This is a genomic window from Corynebacterium tuberculostearicum, from assembly GCF_046097465.1.
GTDB classification, from domain to species: domain Bacteria; phylum Actinomycetota; class Actinomycetes; order Mycobacteriales; family Mycobacteriaceae; genus Corynebacterium; species Corynebacterium tuberculostearicum_I.
Window position 1 is genome coordinate 1117720 of record NZ_CP175799.1, and the last position, 20142, is coordinate 1137861.

The window sequence follows — 20142 nt, forward strand, 5'->3', positions numbered from 1 at the left end:
TGCCCTCAACTCTCCCTTCGCGCTCACGGGGAGCAGGCGTGGGGTGGCCTCGCGTGACGCCGGTGAGCGCGAAGGGCGAGGGAGGAGGTGTGTGGGAGGCGGGAGGAGGGGAGAGTCGGAAGGCGAGAAAGGCGGGGTGCGAGAGTGGAAGTCTTGAGGCGGGGGCTGAAAGAGGCCAGTGGCCACACGTTCAAGACAAGGATGAGGGCATGAGTAAACCCCAGTGAGGAGGTCCTCACTGGGGTTTAAACGGGGTAGAGGCGACTAGATGTCGAAGGCCTCCTCGAGCAGGTTCTTCTGCTCAATCTGGTGCACCTTGGCGTTACCGGTGGCAGTCGAGGACTGTGCACGACGGGAAACGCGAACCAGCTCCGGCATATCCGGAATCAGGGTGCGCAGGTGCTCGTTGTAGAACGGCCATGGGCCCTGGTTGGCCGGCTCGTCCTGAACGAAGCGGACCTGGGTGGCGTTCGGGTAAGCCTCGAATGCCTCGCGCAGGCGGTTGAAAGGAATCGGGTGGAGCATTTCCACGCGGACGATGGCGATGTCATCGCGGCCATCGGCCTCGCGCTTCTTCTCCAGATCCCAGTACAGCTTGCCGGAGACCAGCATGATGGTCTTGACCTTGTCGGTATCGCCGACCTTCTTGCCGTTGACATCAACGAAGTTCGGGTCATTGATAACGGACTGGAAGCGCTTGACCTCGGTGAAGTCTTCCACGGCGGAGGTAGCTGCCTTGTTGCGCAGCATGGACTTCGGGGTGAAGACGACCAGCGGGCGCTTCATCTCACCGAGTGCCTGGCGGCGCAGTAGGTGGAAGTGGTTAGCCGGGGTGGAAGGCTGAGCCACGGTCATGGAACCCTCAGCGCACAGCTGCAGGTAGCGCTCGATGCGGGCGGAGGAGTGGTCCGGGCCCTGGCCCTCGTAGCCGTGTGGCAGGAGGAGTACCAGGCTGGACAGCTGGCCCCACTTCGCCTCACCGGAGGAGATGTACTCGTCGATGATGGTCTGGGCGCCGTTGGCGAAGTCACCGAACTGTGCCTCCCATGCCACGAGGGCGTCTGGGTTGCCCACGGTGTAGCCGTACTCGAAGCCCATGCCGGCGAACTCGGTCAGCGCGGAGTTATAAACCATGAACTTGCCGCCGTTGCCCTTGGAGGTGGCGATGGCGTGCATCGGGTTGTACTCGTTGCCGTTGCGCGGGTCGAAGGTGACGGCGTGGCGCTGGGTGAAGGTACCGCGACGGGAATCCTCACCAGCCAGGCGGACAACCTTGCCCTCGCCGGCCAGGGAACCGAAGGCGATGAGCTCGCCCCAGCCCCAGTCGATGCCGCCCTCACGGGAGGACTTCTCGCGCTCCTTGGCTACCTTGCCCACGCGCTTGTGGTACTCAAAGTCCTCTGGTGGGTTGCCATAAGCGGCACCCAGCTCGGCGAGCTCCTCGGCGGTAATGGAGGTATCCAGGCCGCGGGTGAGCTCCTGGGAGGAGGTGATGCCGGTCTGCTCCTTCGGGCGAGCCTTGCCGGCTTCCTTGTGCTCAGCAAAGACGGATTCCATCTGGTCGTGGAAGTCGCGAGCGGCTGCCTCGGCATCCTCGGCGGAAAGGTCACCACGGCCGATGAGGTCGTTGGTGTAGTGCTCGCGCACTGCCTTGTGCTCGTCGATGACGGAGTAGAGCTCCGGCTGAGTCATGGATGGGTCATCGGCCTCGTTGTGACCGCGCAGGCGGTAGACCATGAGGTCAATGAAGACGTCCTTGCCAAACTGGCGGCGGTACTCGGCTGCCATTTGGCCAACCCAGACAACTGCCTCTGGGTCATCACCGTTGACGTGGAAGACTGGGCAGTCGAAGCCCTTGGCCAGGTCGGTGGCGTAGTGGGTGGAACGGCCGGAGTCCGGGGTGGTGGTGAAGCCCACCTGGTTGTTGACCACAATGTGGACGGTGCCGCCGTTGGTGTAACCGCGCAGCTGGGACAGGTTGATGGTTTCCTGAACAATACCCAGGCCGGTGAAGGAAGCATCACCATGGAGCATGACTGGAACAACGGTGTGGCCCTCTGGGCCCTTGTCCAAGATGTCCTGCTTAGCGCGGGCGATGCCCTCCATGACCGGATCGACGGCCTCGAGGTGGGATGGGTTGGCGGCGAGGGTGACCTTGATTTCGCCATCGCCAAACATCTGCAGGTGGTGGCCCTCGGAGCCCAGGTGGTACTTCACGTCACCGGAGCCGCCGAGCTGGCCGCCCTTGTAGTTGCCGTCGAACTCGCCGAAGATATCGGCCAGTGGCTTGCCCACGATATTGAACAGGACGTTGAGGCGGCCGCGGTGCGGCATGCCGATGACGACCTCGTCCAGATCCTGGCCGGCGGCGGTATCGATGATGGAATCCAGCAGCGGGATGAGGGTCTCGGCGCCCTCGAGGGAGAAGCGCTTCTGGCCCACGTACTTGGTCTGCAGGAAGTTCTCGAATGCTTCTGCGGCATTGACCTTTTGGAGGATGTACTTCTGCTCCGCGTTGGTCGGCTTCGGCATGCCTGCCTCCAGGCGGTCCTGCAGCCAGCCGCGCTCATCGCGGTCCAGGATGTGGGTGTATTCGGAGCCGACCTTCAGGGTGTAGGCGGCGCGCAGGCGGGACAGCACCTCGCGCAGGGTCATCTGCTCCTTGCCGCCAAAGCCACCGACGTTGAAGGTGCGGTCCAGATCCCAAATGGTCAGGCCGTGGGTCGCGATGTCGAGGTCGCGGTGGTCCGGGTTAGGCAGGCCCGGCTGTACCCAGCCCAGCGGGTTGGTATCGGCCAGCAGGTGGCCGCGGGAGCGGTAAGACTCGATGAGCTGCATGACGCGGGTGTTCTTGTCCACGCCGGAGTTCGGCACGTCCTGTGCCCAACGCAACGGCTCATAAGGCACGCCCATGGAGGAGAAGAGGTCGTCCCAAAAGGCGCCGTCGACAAGCAGCTGGCCAATGGTGCGCAAGAATTCGCCGGACTCTGCACCCTGGATGACGCGGTGGTCATAGGTGGAGGTCAGGGTAACCAGGCGGCCGACGCCCAAGTCTGCCAAGCGGTCCGCGGAAGCGCCAGCGAACTCGGCCGGGTAATCCATGGAGCCCACGCCGATGATGGAGCCGGCGCCCTTAGTCAGGCGGGCGATGGAGTGGCGGGTGCCGATGCCGCCTGGGTTGGTGAGGTTAATGGTCACACCAGAGAAGTCATCCATGGTGAGCTTGTTCTTGCGAGAACGGGTAACGATGTCCTCGTAGGCCTCAACAAACTCGGAGAAGGACTTGCTCTCGCACTCCTTGATGGCGGCGACGACCAACGCGCGGGAGCCATCCTTCTGCGGCAGGTCAATGGCCAGACCCAGGTTAATGTGCTCCGGCTGGATGACATAAGGCTTGCCATCCTTTTCCTCGTAGCGCACGTTCATGTCAGGGTGCAGCTGTACGGCCTTAACCATGGCGTAGCCGATGATGTGGGTAAAGGAGATCTTGCCACCGCGAGTGCGCTTGAGGTGGTCATTGATCATGGAGCGGTTTTCCCACATGAGCTTGACCGGCATATCGCGCACGGTGGTAGCCGTAGGAATCTCCAGGGATTCTTCCATGTTCTTCGCAATGGCCTTGAACATGCCCTTGAGCTGGCGCTCCTCGCCGCCCTTATAATCCGCGATGCGGTCGAGCGGGGACTCGGACTTCTTCACGGACTGCTTGGCCTTAGCGGACTTTTCCTGCGCCTTGGCCACGGACTTATCCACGTTAGTCTCGCGGGCCTCCTGCTTGCGGGCGGTAGTAGTACCCTCAGTCTTCTTTGCGGCAGGCTTAGACGGCTTCGCGGCCTCCTTGGCTGGTGCCTTAGACGTAGGCGCGCCGTTGGTCTCGAAGTAGTCGCGCCACTCCTTATCTACGGAGCTAGGGTCCTTGGAGTACTGCTGGAACTGCTCGTCTATCAGCCACGCATTGGGGCCGAAGATATTCGATGTGCTCACGGCAGGTATTCGCCTCATTTCTCTGCTTTAAAATGGTCGTTTATTCGACTTTAGTGCGGCCTTTGCACGAGTGCATGCGTCACTCGCCAAAGAGTCTGCCTACATGATACGGGTCATACCCCTAAACTCACTATGTTAGGGGTATCAATAGCCCCGCTTAGTGGTTTCCGGCTACCCCTAGGCTTGGGTAAGGGGAGAAAGCTGCTCGCTGGCGTGCTCGATGACCTGTTTGGCCAGCTTGCGGTTGGCGGTGGTGCCCAGCACGGCGCCGATGCCCATGGGCATGAGCTTGCTGATCCACGCCCACTTCAGGCGCTTGGTGATCTGCTTGGTAAAAAGCTTGGTCAGGCGGCCGTTGATGCCAGACAGCGTCGGGCCGGAGAAGCGGGAGAGGCTAGCGGCCGAGCGCATGCCCGCCACGCTATTGAGATCGCCCACAAAGGTATCCACCAAAGCGGACCCCTTCGAACCGGTCAGCACCAAAAGTACAAGGGCGCGGCGGCGCTCGGGGGACTTGATGTCATCGCCACGCAGGTAGGCCGAAGCCAAGATGTACCACGCGGCCGCCTCCAAGAAGACTACGGATTCGCCGGCGATGGTAGCTGCGCCGGTTACCAAACCGACACCAGGGATGGCAGCGGAAGCGCCCGCGGCCGCACCGGTGCCGGAGGTGATATTGAGGAAGTGCTTGTCAATGAGTTCTTGCAGCTGCTGCGGGCTTGCGTCCTTATTGCGCTTTTTCAGGTTCTCGACGTACTTGATGATGACACCGGACTGCACGGCCACTGCGCGGTCCAGGGAATTGAGGAGCGCGGAGGTAAAGCGGTTGGTATCTTCCGGATCGATGTCATAGGTATCGACGGTGTCGACCTCGGTGGAGTTGTCCTTTTTGTCTTTAGTAAAGAAACCCATGTGTCCTTCTCTTTCGCTAAAACTTATCTGCGTCCAGCATAGTAAAGGCTCTGTTAATACACCGCCGCGCCGCAAAGAGATCGCCGAGGGCGTGCAAGCAACCTAAGCTAGAGGGCATGGTTACGCCGCACGAGAACTACCGCGCCTCCGGGGATTTCCCTCCGGAGGAGTCTTCCGCGGCGGCGCGCCTGAAAGCGGAGCAGGCCCACGAACGCGCCCGCCGCGCGCACGAAGAGGCCCAAAACGCCCTGGCAGATGAGCTCACCGTCCGCACTACCTCCGGGTGGGTGCGCGGCGTTATAGAGGAGGACCTGCGCACCGATCGCCCCATTAGCGCCGGGCCGGTGCTCACTTGGCGCGGCATCCCCTTTGGCGATACCACCGCCGGGGACAACCGCTTCCGCGCCCCGCAGCCCGCACCGGCTTGGGAGGGCGTGCGCGATTGCAGCCAATTCGGCCCACCAGCCCCGCAGCCCACGTACTCCTGGACCGACCGCATTATCGGCTCCGAGGACTGCCTGCACCTCGACATCGTGCGCCCGCGCACCGAAGAAAAACTTCCCGTGGTGGTCTACCTGCACGGTGGCAGCTTCATTATGGGCTCGTCCCACATGCTCATGCTCCGCGGCTTTGAGCTGGCCACCCGCATGGACGTGGTCTACGTATCAATTAACTTCCGCCTTAACTCCCTGGGCTATTTGGATCTGCGCAGCCTGGGCGGGGACTGCAGCGCTAACCCGGCGGTGGCCGATCAGATCCTGGCGTTGCAGTGGGTGCGCGACAATATTGCGGCCTTTGGCGGCGATCCTGATTCCGTCACCCTCATGGGCGAATCGGCCGGGGGCGCGGCGGTTCTCACCCTCATGACGAGCCCGGCCGCGGAAGGCCTCTTCCACCGTGCCATTGCCCAGTCCCCGCCGATTGCGATGATCCATTCCCGCGCCCAGTCCACCTTGTGGGCGCGCGAGTTAGTCCACCGCCTGGCCTTGCCCCGGCGCACCTCGGTGGAGGATCTGCGCCAGGAAAACTTTGCCGATCTGGTGCGCTCGGGCCAATCCATGATGTGGCGGGCCGGCGAGCTCATTCACCTCAATTCCTGCTACGCGCCCACGGTGGATGATGAGCTCATTCCGGAACACCCCATAGCTGCCTTTGAAAATGGGCACCAGCACCAGGTTCCGCTGCTCATCGGCACGAACTCGGACGAGGCTAGCTTTGGTAAATTCCTCTTCCAGCGTCAAAGCTCCCGCGAGCGCGCCGCCTTGCGCCTTCTGGCTTCCTTCGATCCCCAGCACGCCCCCGAAGTCGTCGCCGCCTATGACGGCGCGGTGGCCCGGGAGGACTTTGCGCACCTGCTTGCCGACGCCCTCTTTTGGGCCCCCTCCACCCGCATCGCCACCGCCCATGCGCAGGTGGCACCAACGTGGATGTATCGCTTCGACTTCGCCTCTGCCGTGCTCAAGTGGCTGGGCCTAGGTGCCATGCATTCGATGGAGCTCGGCAATGTCTTCGGTGACCCTTATTCCTCGCGCGCATCTTTCCTTACCAATTGGGGATCGCGCGCGGAGATGGAGGAACTCACCGCCACCATGCAGCAACACTGGTCTGCCTTCATCCATGGCGGCCGTCCGGAGATGAGTTGGCCGCGCTACGGATCCACTCAGCGCGCCACCATGATCTTCGATGCCGAGGCCTATATTGAGCACGCGCCGCACGAGCTCAAGCGGCAAGCCTGGGAGGGCTACCGCATGTTGGAGTGGGGAAGCGGGCGCCCGGAGCTGGTGAGATCTTTAGGCTTCCAACCATCCGGGTGGGAATAACGGTAGACTCCACAGTGACCGCGGGCGGCGGCTTGCCTACCGTGGGAACCTCTGCTTCCGAAGGATGGATTTTAAACCACCATGAGCTTTTTCGAAGATATTGCTTCTGCATTGGATGCCGAGGGCATCGAGTCCCGCGTCAATGATGACGTCATGTTTGTTCCGATCACCTCTGATCTGGAAATCCAATTTATTGAAATCGATCCGCTTCTTCCCGCCGCGAATGTCTACATTGCCGCGGCAGATGTCGATGAAGACGATGAGGAATTCGAGGCAGTCCTCGTCTCCGTTGCCTTCTCGGTAGACGATGCCGTGGAGGCGGTATCCCGCCACATCGCCACCGACCAGGTCGTTACCGTCCTGCGGGACCTGCTGGAGGGCACCGATGAGCGCATCGCGGAATTAGAATTTGCCCAAGATGAGCTCAACCCGCACCTCGTCGTGGCTGAAGTGGCCAACGACTCGGAGCTGCGCGTGCTTGTGGAAACCATCGACGGCGTCCCGTCCGCCATCGTGCGCTTCCTTGCCTTCGACTTCGACGAAGACGATCTTGACGACATGGAGGATGAGGCAGTCGCCCTCGCGTGGGAAGTGGACGAAGAGGATGAGGACCTCGATGAGGCTGACCGCCTCGCCCTCTTTGATAACGCCGAGTTTGATGACGTTCCCATTGTGGAGGTTCCGGCCGAGGCCCTCGAGCTCGGCACCTACACCGACTTCGATCGCCTCTTCGATGTCCTAGGCCTCGTCTCCGAGCAGGCCCTGGACTGGGAAGCACAGCTCGTTTCCTTCGATGACGAAGACTACGAAGAACCTGACGTCTACGACATCTTCGGCGAAGACGACGAGGACGAAGACGAGGACTTCTTCGACGGCGACGATGCCGACCTGGACGACGAATCCGCCGCCCCCGCAGCCGACGAAAAATAATCCCCGCCTCCCCATAGCCCAGCCCCGCCGCCTTCCGCGGCCGGGCTGGGCCTTTCCCGTTTTAGGGGCCCTTTTGTGTTGCTACTTTCGCGCGCCGCCAATTAGGCTTTAGGGCGTCCCCAGCCTGCAGCTGGAAATCCGCCCTAAACCTAGCTCTGTGAGGAGGAGAAGACCATGGCGATGACCCGCGATACCACGTGGCGCTACGTCCTTGTTGTAGTAGCCGTGGCACTCTCGCTTGCCGCGTGGTTTTGCACCGTCTTTGGGGTGTACTCCACGGTAAATATGACTTTCGAGTCCTACCTGACCGCCAGCGTCTGGGTTCTCCTCCTAGCGGCCGCGGTGCTGCTATATACCTCGCAGCATGGGCTGGTGCCTAACTGCATCCTCCTGTATCCGATCTTCGGCGCCTCCATCAACCTGCTGTTGGGCTCGTTGACGGTGCGCACGCAGGTGCCGATGTTCTTCGATGCTGTCGGCACCGCCATCGTCGCCATCATCGCCGGTCCCGTGCTCGGCATGGCCACGGGGCTTACCACCACCGTATTGGGCGGAGCGTACTTTGCCTATAATCTCGCCTTTGCGCCCGTAGGTATCTTTATCGGTGCCGCAGTAGGCCTGCTGGCTCGCCGCGGGGTATTCAACAAGCTGTCCTGGATCATTTTCTCCGGCCTCGGAATAGGCATCGGCTCCGGCGTGATGAGCGTGTACGTACTCATCTTTTCCTTCAGTGGTCACCCACGCAAGGGGCCACAAAACCTCACCAAGTTCTACGAGATGATTTTCCAAGACGAGCGCCTGGCCATCATCTTGCAGGGCCTTACCTCGGACATTTTGGATAAGGTCTTTACCGTCCTCATCGCCTGCTTGGTCCTGCGCTTTATGCCAAAGGTAATTGCCCGGCACTACACGGTGACCTTCAACCACGAGGTGATGAGGAAGGTGCTCCACGCGCCTGACCCGCATGCAGAGTCAGACGCATCTGCGCAGTCAACACAACAGCGCGCGACCGCCTAGGCGGCTTGGCTGAAGCCGGCGAAGAGCGACTCGGGGGAGTGGACCGGCTGATAGGAGCTATCCACGAGCCACACATAAGTGGCATTCGGGCCACGGGAGACCTCGTGGACTGCACCTACCATCTCTGCCGGCACGAGCGTGCGCACCCAGCCCTCGGCCACGGCCGGATCTACCGGCTGACCAAAGTTCTCGGTAATGCGGATGGTAATCAGATACGCCGGAATGCGGTCTTGCCCAAAGCCGCGCACGCGGGCCTTCACGCGCGCACCCACGCGGTGGCGGGTAATGCTCATGCAATACTCTCCGCCCGGTCCACCGGCGGGCGTCGGCAGTTGCTTTATCGGTGGGCGCCAGGTGGGAGTGGGGCGCGCCAGGGAGCGCGGATGGTGCATGATGGCAGCGATGGAATTGATGGTGTCATATTCGTGGTAGAGCAAGTCCGCCGCAATCTCGGAAGCGGACTGGGGTAGGTTCATTGCGGTGGGCTGGGGAAACTTCTTTTGTACGTTGTGCATGGCCATCACACTAGAACCCAACGCGGACACAACCCCACCACAAACAAACGTTTGTTCGAACATAAACCGCAAATGGCTTTCCCTGACACCAAGGATTAGAGTTGCAGCCGATATGATGAATACACGCAGTGGGGAAGTAGAACACGAGGAAGCGCCCAAGATTCCGCGCGAAATCTGGGTCATGGTTACCGCCGCCTTTATTATCGCTTTGGGCTATGGCCTCATCGCCCCGCTGCTTCCGCAGTTCGTGGTGAGCTTCGATGTCTCCATGGCTGCCGCGGGCCTTGTGGTCTCCATCTTCGCCGCTTCGCGCCTTATCTTCGCGCCCATGTCCGGCACGCTTGTGGATCGCGTCGGCTCGCGCCGCGTTTATCTCATCGGGCTCATGACCGTCGCGGTGACCACGGGCCTAGTCTCCATCGCCCAAAGCTATTGGCACACCGTGGCCCTGCGCGCCCTAGCCGGCATTGGCTCGACCATGTTCACCGTCTCCGCCATGGGTCTGATCGTGCGCATGTCCCCGCCGACGATTCGCGGCAAGTGCTCTGCCACCTACGCCACTGCCTTCCTGCTCGGTAACGTCGCCGGCCCCGTTCTTGGTGCCAGCTTGTCCTTCCTGGGGTTCCGCTGGCCATTTTTCATCTACGGCGTGGGCGTGGCGCTGGCCGCGTTCGTCGTCTGGTGGCAAATGCCCCGCGTCAACCACAAACAAGCCAGCAAGGATAAGCTGCCACCCATGCGCCTGCAGGAGGCCTGGGGCGATACCGCCTATCGCGCGGTGCTGACCTCCAACTTCGCCCATAGCTGGATCAACATGGGCGTGCGCGTATCTGTCCTGCCGCTTTTTGCCGCGTCCATCTTCCACAATGGCGCGGCCGCCTCCGGCCTGGCGCTCGCAGTCTTTGCGGCCGGCAACGCTATCGTGTTGCAGTTCTCCGGCAAGTGGTCCGATATCCACGGCCGCAAACCACTTATCCTCATCGGCCTCGTTGGCTCCGCCATCTTCATGGTGCTTATGGGCATGGCCACCAGCGTGTGGTTCCTCTTGCTCGTCTCCGCCTTCGCCGGCGCCTCTTCCGGGTTAATCAACCCCTCCCAGCAGGCCGCGGTGGGCGACATCGTGGGCAATGACCGCTCCGGCGGCAAGGTGCTTTCCACCTTCCAGATGGCCGGAGACTTCGGCCAAATCTTGGGACCTATGCTCATTGGCCTGCTTGCCGACGCCTCCGGCTTCCCCCTCGCCTTCACCGTCTGCGGTGCCATCGCCTTCATCGGCATCATTGCCTGGGCATTCGGCCGCGACCCGCACGCCGGGGTGGGGAACAAGCCGAAGCGAGTGCCGCAGGGGAAGTAGGCACTTATTCTCGGCTAGAGAATTTCAGCCAATTGGGAAACGCAAAGGTAAACGAAGGCAACGGAGATTACCGCCATCAAGGTGTTGACGATCCAGCCGTTTCTCCATTGTTTCGGGGTGTGTTTGGTATTCAGCAGGACCAAGAGGGTAAGGCCTAAGAACGGCATAAACAATGCGCCCAGGACGCCGTAGGCGATGATGAGTCCGGTTGGCTTTCCAAGGAGCAAAAGCAGCATTGGTGGGAAAGTTAGCCAGATGAGGTAAGCGCGGTAATACTTTCCACCAGTACTGGTCCGGGGATCGCCTTGCGGGATCTTTTTGAGGTGACCGATGTAGTCGGCAAACATCAGGGATACACCGTTCCAAACACCAAGGCAGGAAGAGAACGCGGCGGAGAAGAACCCGACGATGAACAACTTAGACATGAACGTTCCGTAGCGGTCCTCGAGAACGTCCGCCATATCAACGAGACCCTGATCATTATCGGAGACCGCGACGTTGGCGCTGTAGAGGAGTTCAGCACCCAGCGCGAGTGTGGCTAACACAAAAATTCCGGTAACTGCGTATGCCACCGCATTGTCCATACGCATGACCTGCATCCATTTCGGTGTGTACCATTCCTTTTCTCGCAGCCAGTAGCCATAAGCGGCAAGCGTGATTGTGCCGCCCACTCCGCCGGCGATGGACAACACGTAGACGAAGGAGCCATCCGGAATCTGCGGTACCAAACCGCCGATAACTTCGGGAAGGTTCGGGGCCGTAATGGCTGCGATACCCACCACGGTGACAAACATGATTCCGACCAAGATGGCTGATAGCTTCTCGAAAAGCTGATACCGCCCAAGCCAAGTTAGAGTAAAGCAGGATATTCCGGCAATAATTGCCCACATTTCTAGGCTGGTACCTGGGAAAAGAGCGCTAAGAGCGAGACCAGCGCCGGACATCGATGCAGCACCGTAGACAAGACCCCAAATAACGATATAAGGGGCAAAATACCAGGAAGTCCACCGTCCCAACTCGCGCCAGCCATGGAACATCGTGTTTCCGGTAGCAAGGCTATACCGACCGACGCCTTCGACCAGCACAATTTTCATAATTGTTCCGATAATGACCGCCCAAAGGAGTGCGTAGCCATAGCGTTGACCGGCAATCATGGTGGCAACTAGGTCGGCTGCGCCGACGCCTGTTGCGGCCGCAACTAGCCCCGGACCGACCAGGGTCCATTTCACTCTTGTCTGGTCGGTTGATTCTGTGTCGTGCTTGCCCCCTGCAGGCCGGGCGGAATTCGATTCGCTGGTCTGGCTCATAGCACCCTCTCGATTGATTGTGTTTCTAATCACTATAGGGAGAGTGCTGTCTAGTATCAGGAAAACGAGGAATTCAATTCCTCGAGCGGAGATTTAAGCCACCGTTCTTCCCGCAGCATAGAGAGCCTTGGGCATTGACCTCTGGAGCTTCCACTCAAATTGAATTGGCTTTTCTCCATGGTGGGAAACATAATCCACTGCACCGAGGTAGGTATATGCGCTCGCTGTCCCTACTTTGTTTTTCTTGGTAAAGCGCGAGGCAATGAGAATTTTTCCATCTCGCTCCTGATGGCCGATATATCGCCTAGCCGCCTTTGATTTCAAAGTCGTTGTCGATTGAGATTCCCAGTGCAACAGATCGGGTGCTATTGGATAGTCTCGGTAATTCGTGGAGGCACTGACTTGCTCGTCCTTTTGAAACGTCACCAAGAAAAGATCAGTGTTGATATCGGGAAAATATTTCACACCTTCGCGTGGCAGGTTTACAAGCTGGTGAAGGCTTCCCGACTCTAAAGCACCAATAAGCTCGGCCAACGAGTAATCCGCATGCGTCTCCAAAACTGAACTATCGCTATGTTGTGGAACGATGCGTGAGGAGTCACTGCTCAGTCGCATAACCTGCTCCAATTCCCAAGCAACTTGTGGATGCTGGCGCAAAATCGTCAAGGCCGCGTCATAGGATCCAGGGTGCGGAGAATTTGAGTTTGCCCAGAATCCGAGTACGAGCATTCGGGTGAAGGCCTGGTCGGACGGCTCCATGTCGGCGTAGTGAAGACTTGGGGTGGAAAGGATGCGCAGATAGGCATCGATTCGGTGTGGATCGTTGACGTGAAGGAAGACTCGAATTCTGTTAAGTAGAAATGATTCGGTCTCATCGGCCTTTTGCTCTAGTAGGCCTTCTTCTCGAAGAAGCCGTGTCCACGAATATTTCGACGGGCGGTAGATATCCTCTAGTTGCAGGTTAGAATCCTCAAGGAACTCTTTGAGATTCGTGGTTCGAATTTCAGAGAGCAATGCACGCACTTTCCGTAAGGAATTTCGTGAGACCTTCTTAACGTTTCGGAGAACTTGCTCGGTCGTCGATTGATCGAATTGAATATGCGAACCCGGTGGGGTGGTGGGGAAGCCCTGCTCAATTTCTTCAGCTAAGCGCTTGCCCCGCTTCCGGGTTAAGGCATGGAATTTTCGCTCAAAATCAAAATCGACGTGCTGCTGTCCAATGAAATCGAGAATGACGCAGGAGTCCTTGCCTGGAGATAGACGAAGACCACGACCCAGTTGTTGTAGAAAGACCACAGGGCTTTGTGTCGGGCGGAGCAAAAGAAGGGTGTTAACAGAAGGAATATCAACGCCCTCATTAAATATATCTACAGAGAACAGGACTTTGACGTCGCCAGTCTCCAGATCTTTGATGGCCCGAGCACGCTCGGTGGCGGTGAGATCGCTTGTGACAGCTCGCGCTGGGATTCCAAATTGCTGGAATTGCCGCGCCATATATTCTGCGTGGGCAATCGTGACGCAAAAGCCGATAGCTTTCATCTCTGAGAGATCGAAGATGCGTCGGTTTAGCTCGTTAACAATGAAGCGGGTGCGCTTTTCTCCCGCTTTGATGTAGAACTCGGAGAGCTCTTCGGTGTTGTAGTCCTTTTTGCCTCGGCTCCATGTCAATGAGGAAAGGTCCGTTCCGTCGGCAATCCCGTAGTAATGCATGGGGACTAAAAGCTGTAGACGCAATGCATCCCACAAACGAAGTTCATGAGCTACGCGATAGTCAAAGTATTTCTGGACGTTTTCTCCATCACCACGTTCTGGTGTTGCCGTTAAACCCAGGAGCTCTTGTGGCTGGAGGTGGTCCAAAAGTGCTTTATAAGTGGGGGCTTGTGCGTGATGAAACTCGTCGATTATTACGACATCAAAATGGTTGCTACTTAGGTTTTGTAAACGGGAAGCGCTGAGAGATTGCACGCTGGCGAACACATAGTCCCAGCGGCGAGGCTGAGCGCCGTCGACTAGCAGCTCGCCAAAGTCCGCATCTTTAAGCACTTCCTGGAATGTCCGGCGGGCTTGTTGAAGAATTTCTTTCCGGTGTGCAACGAAAAGCAGCCGAGGGCGTCGCTTCCATTGTTCGCATAGGTTCCGGTAATCCAATGCGGCAACTACCGTCTTTCCTGTTCCTGTAGCAGCAACCAGGAGGTTCCTATGTCGATCTTTTACCTCACGCTCTGAGCGTAGCGCCTCGAGCATCTCTTCTTGGTAGGGGTAAGGAGTTACCTCAAGGCCAGATAACTCCAGTTGGCGAAGCGCCCCGGAGTTTTCGCCACCCTTGGCGACGCGAAGAGACCGCTCGAGTCTCTCCATGTCGCGATTAGGGTCGAAGGTCTTGAAATGACTGTCGTGCCAGTAGCTATCGAAAGTCTTGATGAACTTATCGATTACTTCAGGAGTCGCGGTATTGGACCCGCGGACATTCCACTCCCAACCATCGACGAGAGCAGATCGGGAAAGGTTGGAACTGCCGATAAAGGCAGTATCGAACCCGGATTTTCGGCGGAACAGCCAAGCTTTGGCATGAAGGCGAGTGGATTTGTGCTCATAGCAAATCTTTACTTCGGCCTGATATTTCTCAACCAATCGCTTGAGCGCTGCTGCGTCGGATGCACCGCAGTAGGTAGAAGTGAGTAGCCGGAAAGGGATCTCGTTATCGCGAAGGTACTCGAGTTGTCTATCAAGAACGCTGATGCCGGAGTTCTTGATGAACGCACAGAGCAGATCAACCGAATCAGCAGTTTTGATTTCTCTCTCGATTTCGCTGGTTAAACTAGATTCTCCTTGGGCGTTAGTGAATAGTGCACTCTTGGTGAGTGAAACATCCGGAAGCAGGGGAGGGTCCGCCAATCCGGAGTTGTATACGGCGTAGAGGAGTTCTTCGGAATCAATCTCTTCATCTTCACCCAGTAGAAGCGCGATGTTGTTGATTAGGGCAACCCGGTCTTCGGGTGACTTTAAACCGTATAGCCGTCGCTCTAGAAGTGAACCAATGTGTTGTGAAACCGCCGAGGTATAGCGGCCATGAGCTTCTTCATCGGAGCTTCTTCCAATACCGAATCCTGCAGCAGGATGTTGGTTTAACGTTTCGTTCATGCGTTCACGGATTCGGGCCGTAATAGGGGTCTCGTAAACGCCGAAAGGTAGGGAAGAGTCAGGGTTAGTACTCATAATGACCAAATTCTAAATGCTACGAAATGCAAATTGGCTGATTCAAGGATTGGCGAAGTAATTTTTCTCCAGGCGGTGTTGCCCTTCAGTGATTTTGAGGCATGGCATTCACTAGAGTTCTTTGGTCTCAATTAAGAAGAGCAATCCCCGCAGTCTAAATTTTTATCCCTGTTGACTGGAGACTGGATTGAGAAGTCCAAAATGGCTACGAGATGAGATTCTTTTGGTCGCCGAAATTGGAATCCGTTTAGGATGGCCGGCTAAAGGACCTAAGGAGGAAATATCTCGGGTTTCCAACCTTCTGGCCAGGGGAGTCATGTGTCAGATGCGAGTTTTTGGTACCGGTGTTCTGGGGACTCGGTACTGTCGTGTTCCGGGTAGTTGGTACCGGGCCGAGGGGTACGTCGGCCCGGGCCGTTAGTCTTAGTCGTCTGGGGTGGTCGGGGCGGTGGCTTTACGCATGTCGAAGTCTCCGATATGGATTCGGTGGCCGTTGTTGAGGCGGCTTACGAGTGAATCGGCTCCGACTCTGTCTGGCAGTGTTTCAACCCAGTAGGCGGCAGCTGATTGGGAAGAGATCAGTGTTGGGAGCCTTCCGTCGCGGTCGAATATGATCTTGGCTAGGTCTTCTTGCCCGCGCTGGTTGATGCTGATGGTCATAAAGTCGTCGATGATAAGGACATCGACGTTGATCAGTTTCCGCATCTTATCGAGGTAGTTTTGGTCAGTCGGTGAGAAGACCGCCAGCATGTCTACAAGTTGATCCAGCCGGTAGTACGCCACGGAATATCCGGCTTTGCATGCGGCGATGCCGATGGCGCAGGCAATGTATGTCTTGCCTGTTCCGGTCGGTGCGAGGATGTGTATGTTGGTCGGGTTTTCCCGCCAGTTGGTTGCTGCGATTCGTTTCAGCTGGCGCATGTTGATACCACGTTGTTCTGCCCGGGTGATTTCAGCCAGGCTTGCATCCGGGTATCGGAATTGTGCCTGGGTGATGGCCTTGGCGATATTGCGCTGTTGGCGTTGTGTGTAGGCTTCTTCGACTGCGGCGAGGAAGATGTCTTCTGGTAGCGCATCCGCATAGGCCTCGTCGTTGACAACCTCGTAGAAGATGTCAGCGAAGGTTGATACACGAAGCTTGCGCATTTTTGCCCGCACAATCTCGTCGTCGATGCTGCTCATGATTTTTCACACTCCTTCTAGTTTTCGTAGTGGTCAGCAGGCCGGATAAAGACGGCATCGGCCACGTCGCCGGTAAGCGGGGTACTTGGGCGTGGTTGGCGCTTGGCCACAGGCTGTGTTTTTGGCCCTGGTTCCCCGGGATGTTGTTGGGCGTGGGCAATGTCAGTCTGGAGGCGTTTGATCACTGCCATCGTTGGGGCCAGCTTCTTGTCCACGACCTGCTGGCAGGCAGGTTCCAGGGTGGCTTTGTTGTGCTTTTTGCCCAGGTTGGCCAACACGTTGCGTGCCTGGATGAGTCCGCGGGGTACGGCGGCACTATTGCGGTCGAGGATCATCGCTATGACTGCGTGCGTTGCTGCCCCAAACGACGAGGCCCAGGCCAAAAGCTCATCACGGGTAAGCGCCTTGTGGCCTTCATCATCGCCACGCGGCCCATGCTGAGGGTTGGTGGAATACCGGTATTTGAATCCGTGAAGGCGCGTGTGTTCAGCAACAAGCTGCTCCCCGTTGAAGACGCTCACCAGTTGCGGGGTGAGCCTGACTGTTACCGACTCTCCTACCAGCTGAAATGGCACTGAGTAGTACTGGTAGTCACAGGTGATGTGCCAGTTGCGATCGACTTTAAGCCGCTTATAAGACACTTCCGTAAACGGCGTCGGCGGAAGATCCCGCATCATTGGTGCCTCTTCTTTATCAAAGCGCATCTGCCGTGTTGAGCCATCAGGCCGCGTCATTGCGCCGTTGATAACAGCAAGACGGCAAGCGATCGCCTCATTAAGCTCATCAAGGTTATAGAAGACCTCGTTGCTAAAGTAACCCAGGATTTTGGTGTAGGCGATTTTCACGGCACGCTCTACCGCTGCCTTGTCACGAGGCCTGCCGGGCCTAGTCGGCACAATCGTGACCCCGTAATAGTCAGCAAACGCTGCGTAGCGGTCAGTGACCATCCGGTATGTAGAGGTCTTCTTCGGCCGATAAGTCGCCGTAGAAGCATTATCTGGCACGATGATTGCTGGTACTTTGCCAAGATAATTCAACGCCTTAACATGGCACTCAATCCACGCCGACATCTTCTCATTCGCAGCAGCAGTAACGTACATCAGCCCTGAGTACGGGCTGACCGAGACAAACAATGACGCCTTGAACACGGTATCACCACTGGCCTGATCTACTACAGGCACTTTGTCACCGGCCCAGTCGACATAAAGCTCTTGCCCTGGCTCATGGGTGATAACTTCGACGAGATCGTTGGCACGCAGAAACTCATTGAGCCCACTGCAGAACTGGGAGTACTGGTACTTTGTCTTATCCGTCGGACAAGGCTTCGACACGTAGTCCATCCACAGCTTATGCCTGGTCACATGCTTCGTACCTTTCAGCTTGCGTGCAAGAGCATGAAAATCAGGCTGGTCGTAGGGCAACGACCGCTTACTCCGGCCATCACTGAATCGATCATCGAACCATCCCGGTGGGAGCTGACGGAAACGCTCTGGAGTTAGTGCCTCATCGTTGATGACTTTCTTTGCTCGGGATACTTCTCGTCGTGAACATCCCAATGCATGTGTGATCTGCGCGTAGCTAGCACCATCAAGGCACATCGCGATGATCTGTTTGAAGTTAGCCACAAGGACCGGCTCCTTCCAAGTAGAAGTTGACGCAACACCAGCGGATTGTGGTGTCGCCAACATCAACTATGAAAGAAAACCCCTTGCAGTACCGGGTACGCGGAACACCGGTACCAACTACGCAGACTCGCGGTACCAACTACCCCAAATCGACATCATGTATGGAGATGAGTTCCAGCCAGGTCCTAAATTTAGGAATGTCAACGGCGTGAGCCGAAAATACTTTGATCTCTACTCGGCGCGACCCTCCTATGAAGGGCAAACGACAAACGGAGGCAAGGCAACGCAGGAAATCGCAGCGTTGGCGGAATCCGATCCGCAATTGGTAGTGCGTTTGGCGGAGGATATCCGCCGCATGCTGGCAGAAGGAAAATACGAAAGGAAGAATCTTTCTTTCCTTAGCTGTGACTAGAAGCAATAGCTTCTACTGCCGGGATATCTGCGGGAGCCCACGCCAGGTGTGCGGCCTCTGTGGAGGTAACCCATTTTGTAGCGTCGTGATCGGTCAGGCGTAGGTCGCCGTCGACAAGCGTGCAGTAGAAAGTGGTTAGCTCAATGGTCGCAAATTCGTACTCATAGGTTGTTGTCGTCACTTTCTGGCCGACCTCGGCGATGAGGTTGAGCTCCTCGCGAATTTCGCGAGCTAGAGCTTGCTCAGGGGTTTCGCCAGGCTCGATCTTTCCACCCGGAAATTCCCAGTGGCCTTCCAATGGCTTGCCTGGTTTCTTGCGGCAGGCGAGGAACCGCTCGCCGTCGTGGAAGACGGCGCCAACGACGCGAATGGGGTTAGACATGACTCCATTGTGCCTTGGATCTCGGAAACATCTAGACAGTGAGCTGTTACTTAGATAACATATCCCCAATGTTCGCGTAAGGCTGTCACGCGGGCTTGATTTTTGTATGCAAGCTTGAGGAGACGGTTTTACTGTGACTTCTACCGAATCTGTCTACACCTCGCACCAGAGCCATGACGGGGAAATCCCGCAGCCTGGGGGACGGTGGAAACTCTTTTTATATAGCGCCATCGGCGCGTTCGTATTCTTCCTGCCGGTGACGTATCAGGATAAGCGCTCCATTCCTTTGGACCACATGGTCACCATGGTGCGCGAAGGGATTCCGGCGCTGGTGCCGTGGATTATCTTTGCCCTTGCTGTCTACGGCACGGTGCGCAGCTTTACCACCGGGGCGTTTAAGGAAAGCGCGCTGCAGGCGGTCTTTGCGGTGCTCAACATTGTGGGCGCGGTGGTCTCCTTCCTTATGGTCATCGATGCGCTGCCGTGGGTGTTGGGCGATGAAGACCTAGTGCCGTTCCTGTGGAATTCCATCGCGATTCCGGTTGGGCTCATCGTGCCTATCGGTGGTGCTTTCCTGGCGTTTCTCATTGGCTTTGGCTTGCTGGAATTTGTTGGCGTGCTCATGCAGCCCATCATGCGGCCGCTGTGGAAGACGCCGGGGCGCTCCGCCATTGACGCGGTGGCCTCGTTCGTGGGCTCGTACTCGCTGGGCATTTTGGTGACCGACCGCGTCTACCAAAAGGGCGGCTATACCGGGCGCGAGGCGGCCATTATTGCCACCGGCTTTTCGACGGTCTCTGCGGCCTTCATGGTCATTGTGGCCAAGCAGCTTGACCTGATGAAAATCTGGGGCACCTACTTTATTGTCACGCTCATCGTGACCTTTGTGGTGACGGCCATTACCGTGCGCATTCCGCCGCTACGCACCATTCCAGATGAGTACTTTGCAGAAGCACACCCAGACCCGGAAAAGCCGGTGGAGGGCTCGCGCATCAAGAACGCGTGGCGCGAAGCAATGCTGGCATTGCAGCGCGCGCCGTCCTTGTGGGAGTCCATCTGGGAGAACCTGCGCGATGGCGTGCGCATGGCGGCGGCCATCGTGCCTTCCATCATGTCGGTGGGCCTTATTGGCCTACTGCTTGCGCGCTTTACGCCCATCTTCGAGTGGATTGGCTACCTGTTTTATCCGTTCGCGTGGGTAGTGCAGCTGCCGGAGCCGGTCCAGGCCGGCAAGGGCGCGGCCATGGGTATTGCGGAGATGTTCCTGCCCGCCACCGCAGTGGCAGGCAGCGACAACATGGTGGTCAAGTTCGTCATCGGCGTGGTGGCAGTCTCCGCCATCATCTTCTTCTCCGCGCTGGTGCCGTGCATCTTGGCTACCAAGATTCCGGTGAAGCTCACCCACCTGGTCATCATCTGGTTTGAGCGCGTGGCGCTGACCATCCTCATCGCCACGCCGATTGCCCACCTGCTGTTTTGAGCTAAG

Annotated in this window: 14 protein-coding genes; 6 read left to right on the top strand and 8 right to left on the bottom strand. The window is 57.8% G+C overall.

Features of this window, described 5'->3' with window-relative positions; genetic code table 11:
- Window positions 1-264: 264 nt before the first annotated feature.
- Together ACKFRX_RS05375 and ACKFRX_RS05380 are read right to left on the bottom strand one after the other, a co-directional pair.
- Window positions 265-3984 carry a multifunctional oxoglutarate decarboxylase/oxoglutarate dehydrogenase thiamine pyrophosphate-binding subunit/dihydrolipoyllysine-residue succinyltransferase subunit gene (locus tag ACKFRX_RS05375; RefSeq protein WP_408928230.1) on the bottom strand — a complete coding sequence of 1240 codons (3720 nt, stop codon included), beginning with the start codon at window positions 3982-3984 and terminating at the stop codon, window positions 265-267.
- A 177-nt stretch (window positions 3985-4161) separates the two neighbouring features.
- Window positions 4162-4896, bottom strand: coding sequence for a hypothetical protein (locus tag ACKFRX_RS05380; protein WP_408928231.1), 735 nt, complete (start codon window positions 4894-4896; stop codon window positions 4162-4164).
- A gap of 116 nt (window positions 4897-5012) precedes the next feature.
- On the opposite strand from ACKFRX_RS05380, the gene ACKFRX_RS05385 reads away from it, so the two are divergent.
- From ACKFRX_RS05385 to ACKFRX_RS05395, 3 genes are all read left to right on the top strand, one after another.
- Entirely contained in the window at window positions 5013-6716 is a 1704-nt protein-coding gene (locus tag ACKFRX_RS05385) for a carboxylesterase/lipase family protein (RefSeq protein WP_408928232.1), read from the top strand.
- An 81-nt stretch (window positions 6717-6797) separates the two neighbouring features.
- Window positions 6798-7646, top strand: a complete 849-nt coding sequence (locus ACKFRX_RS05390) for a hypothetical protein (protein WP_005323497.1) — start codon at window positions 6798-6800, stop codon at window positions 7644-7646.
- 174 nt (window positions 7647-7820) lie between these two features.
- Window positions 7821-8663, top strand: a complete 843-nt coding sequence (locus ACKFRX_RS05395; protein WP_005323496.1) for an ECF transporter S component — start codon at window positions 7821-7823, stop codon at window positions 8661-8663.
- On the opposite strand, the gene ACKFRX_RS05400 is transcribed toward ACKFRX_RS05395, so the two are convergent.
- Window positions 8660-9178 carry a hypothetical protein gene (locus ACKFRX_RS05400; protein WP_239191617.1) on the bottom strand — a complete coding sequence of 173 codons (519 nt, stop codon included), beginning with the start codon at window positions 9176-9178 and terminating at the stop codon, window positions 8660-8662. The genes ACKFRX_RS05395 and ACKFRX_RS05400 overlap by 4 nt on opposite strands.
- A gap of 112 nt (window positions 9179-9290) precedes the next feature.
- Here ACKFRX_RS05400 and ACKFRX_RS05405 point away from each other — a divergent pair, with 112 nt between their 5' ends.
- Window positions 9291-10532 carry an MFS transporter gene (locus tag ACKFRX_RS05405; RefSeq protein WP_408928233.1) on the top strand — a complete coding sequence of 414 codons (1242 nt, stop codon included), beginning with the start codon at window positions 9291-9293 and terminating at the stop codon, window positions 10530-10532.
- A gap of 14 nt (window positions 10533-10546) precedes the next feature.
- On the opposite strand, the gene ACKFRX_RS05410 is transcribed toward ACKFRX_RS05405, so the two are convergent.
- From ACKFRX_RS05410 to istA, 4 genes are all read right to left on the bottom strand, one after another.
- On the bottom strand, window positions 10547-11839 hold the full coding sequence (locus ACKFRX_RS05410; protein WP_408928234.1) for an Nramp family divalent metal transporter: 1293 nt from the start codon (window positions 11837-11839) through the stop codon (window positions 10547-10549).
- Window positions 11840-11932: 93 nt separating this feature from the next.
- On the bottom strand, window positions 11933-15055 hold the full coding sequence (locus ACKFRX_RS05415) for a DUF3427 domain-containing protein (protein WP_408922768.1): 3123 nt from the start codon (window positions 15053-15055) through the stop codon (window positions 11933-11935).
- Between the two features lie 423 nt (window positions 15056-15478).
- On the bottom strand, window positions 15479-16237 hold the full coding sequence (locus ACKFRX_RS05420) for an ATP-binding protein (RefSeq protein WP_150851610.1): 759 nt from the start codon (window positions 16235-16237) through the stop codon (window positions 15479-15481).
- Window positions 16238-16254: 17 nt separating this feature from the next.
- Window positions 16255-17862 (bottom strand): IS21 family transposase, encoded by a 1608-nt coding sequence (gene istA, locus ACKFRX_RS05425; protein WP_150851611.1) that lies wholly within the window; start codon window positions 17860-17862, stop codon window positions 16255-16257.
- A 208-nt stretch (window positions 17863-18070) separates the two neighbouring features.
- Between istA and ACKFRX_RS05430 the strand changes: the two genes are divergently transcribed.
- Window positions 18071-18274: a hypothetical protein gene (locus ACKFRX_RS05430; RefSeq protein ID WP_239191599.1), complete on the top strand. Its 204-nt coding sequence runs from the start codon at window positions 18071-18073 to the stop codon at window positions 18272-18274.
- Here the strand turns inward: ACKFRX_RS05430 and ACKFRX_RS05435 are convergent.
- Entirely contained in the window at window positions 18261-18656 is a 396-nt protein-coding gene (locus tag ACKFRX_RS05435) for a (deoxy)nucleoside triphosphate pyrophosphohydrolase (protein WP_005323485.1), read from the bottom strand. The two genes, ACKFRX_RS05430 and ACKFRX_RS05435, sit on opposite strands and share 14 nt — an antisense overlap.
- Window positions 18657-18789: 133 nt before the next feature.
- Here ACKFRX_RS05435 and ACKFRX_RS05440 point away from each other — a divergent pair, with 133 nt between their 5' ends.
- Complete coding sequence (locus tag ACKFRX_RS05440) at window positions 18790-20136, top strand: YjiH family protein (protein WP_408928235.1); 1347 nt, start codon at window positions 18790-18792, stop codon at window positions 20134-20136.
- Window positions 20137-20142: the final 6 nt, after the last annotated feature.

Coding starts and splice junctions, on each gene's coding strand:
- ACKFRX_RS05395 (WP_005323496.1), top strand. CDS start 7,821: ATGGCGATGACCCGCGATACCACGTGGCGCTACGTCCTTGTTGTAGTA.
- ACKFRX_RS05410 (WP_408928234.1), bottom strand. CDS start 11,839: ATGAGCCAGACCAGCGAATCGAATTCCGCCCGGCCTGCAGGGGGCAAG.
- ACKFRX_RS05400 (WP_239191617.1), bottom strand. CDS start 9,178: ATGCACAACGTACAAAAGAAGTTTCCCCAGCCCACCGCAATGAACCTA.
- ACKFRX_RS05415 (WP_408922768.1), bottom strand. CDS start 15,055: ATGAGTACTAACCCTGACTCTTCCCTACCTTTCGGCGTTTACGAGACC.
- ACKFRX_RS05385 (WP_408928232.1), top strand. CDS start 5,013: ATGGTTACGCCGCACGAGAACTACCGCGCCTCCGGGGATTTCCCTCCG.
- ACKFRX_RS05380 (WP_408928231.1), bottom strand. CDS start 4,896: ATGGGTTTCTTTACTAAAGACAAAAAGGACAACTCCACCGAGGTCGAC.
- ACKFRX_RS05420 (WP_150851610.1), bottom strand. CDS start 16,237: ATGAGCAGCATCGACGACGAGATTGTGCGGGCAAAAATGCGCAAGCTT.
- ACKFRX_RS05390 (WP_005323497.1), top strand. CDS start 6,798: ATGAGCTTTTTCGAAGATATTGCTTCTGCATTGGATGCCGAGGGCATC.
- ACKFRX_RS05435 (WP_005323485.1), bottom strand. CDS start 18,656: ATGTCTAACCCCATTCGCGTCGTTGGCGCCGTCTTCCACGACGGCGAG.
- ACKFRX_RS05405 (WP_408928233.1), top strand. CDS start 9,291: ATGATGAATACACGCAGTGGGGAAGTAGAACACGAGGAAGCGCCCAAG.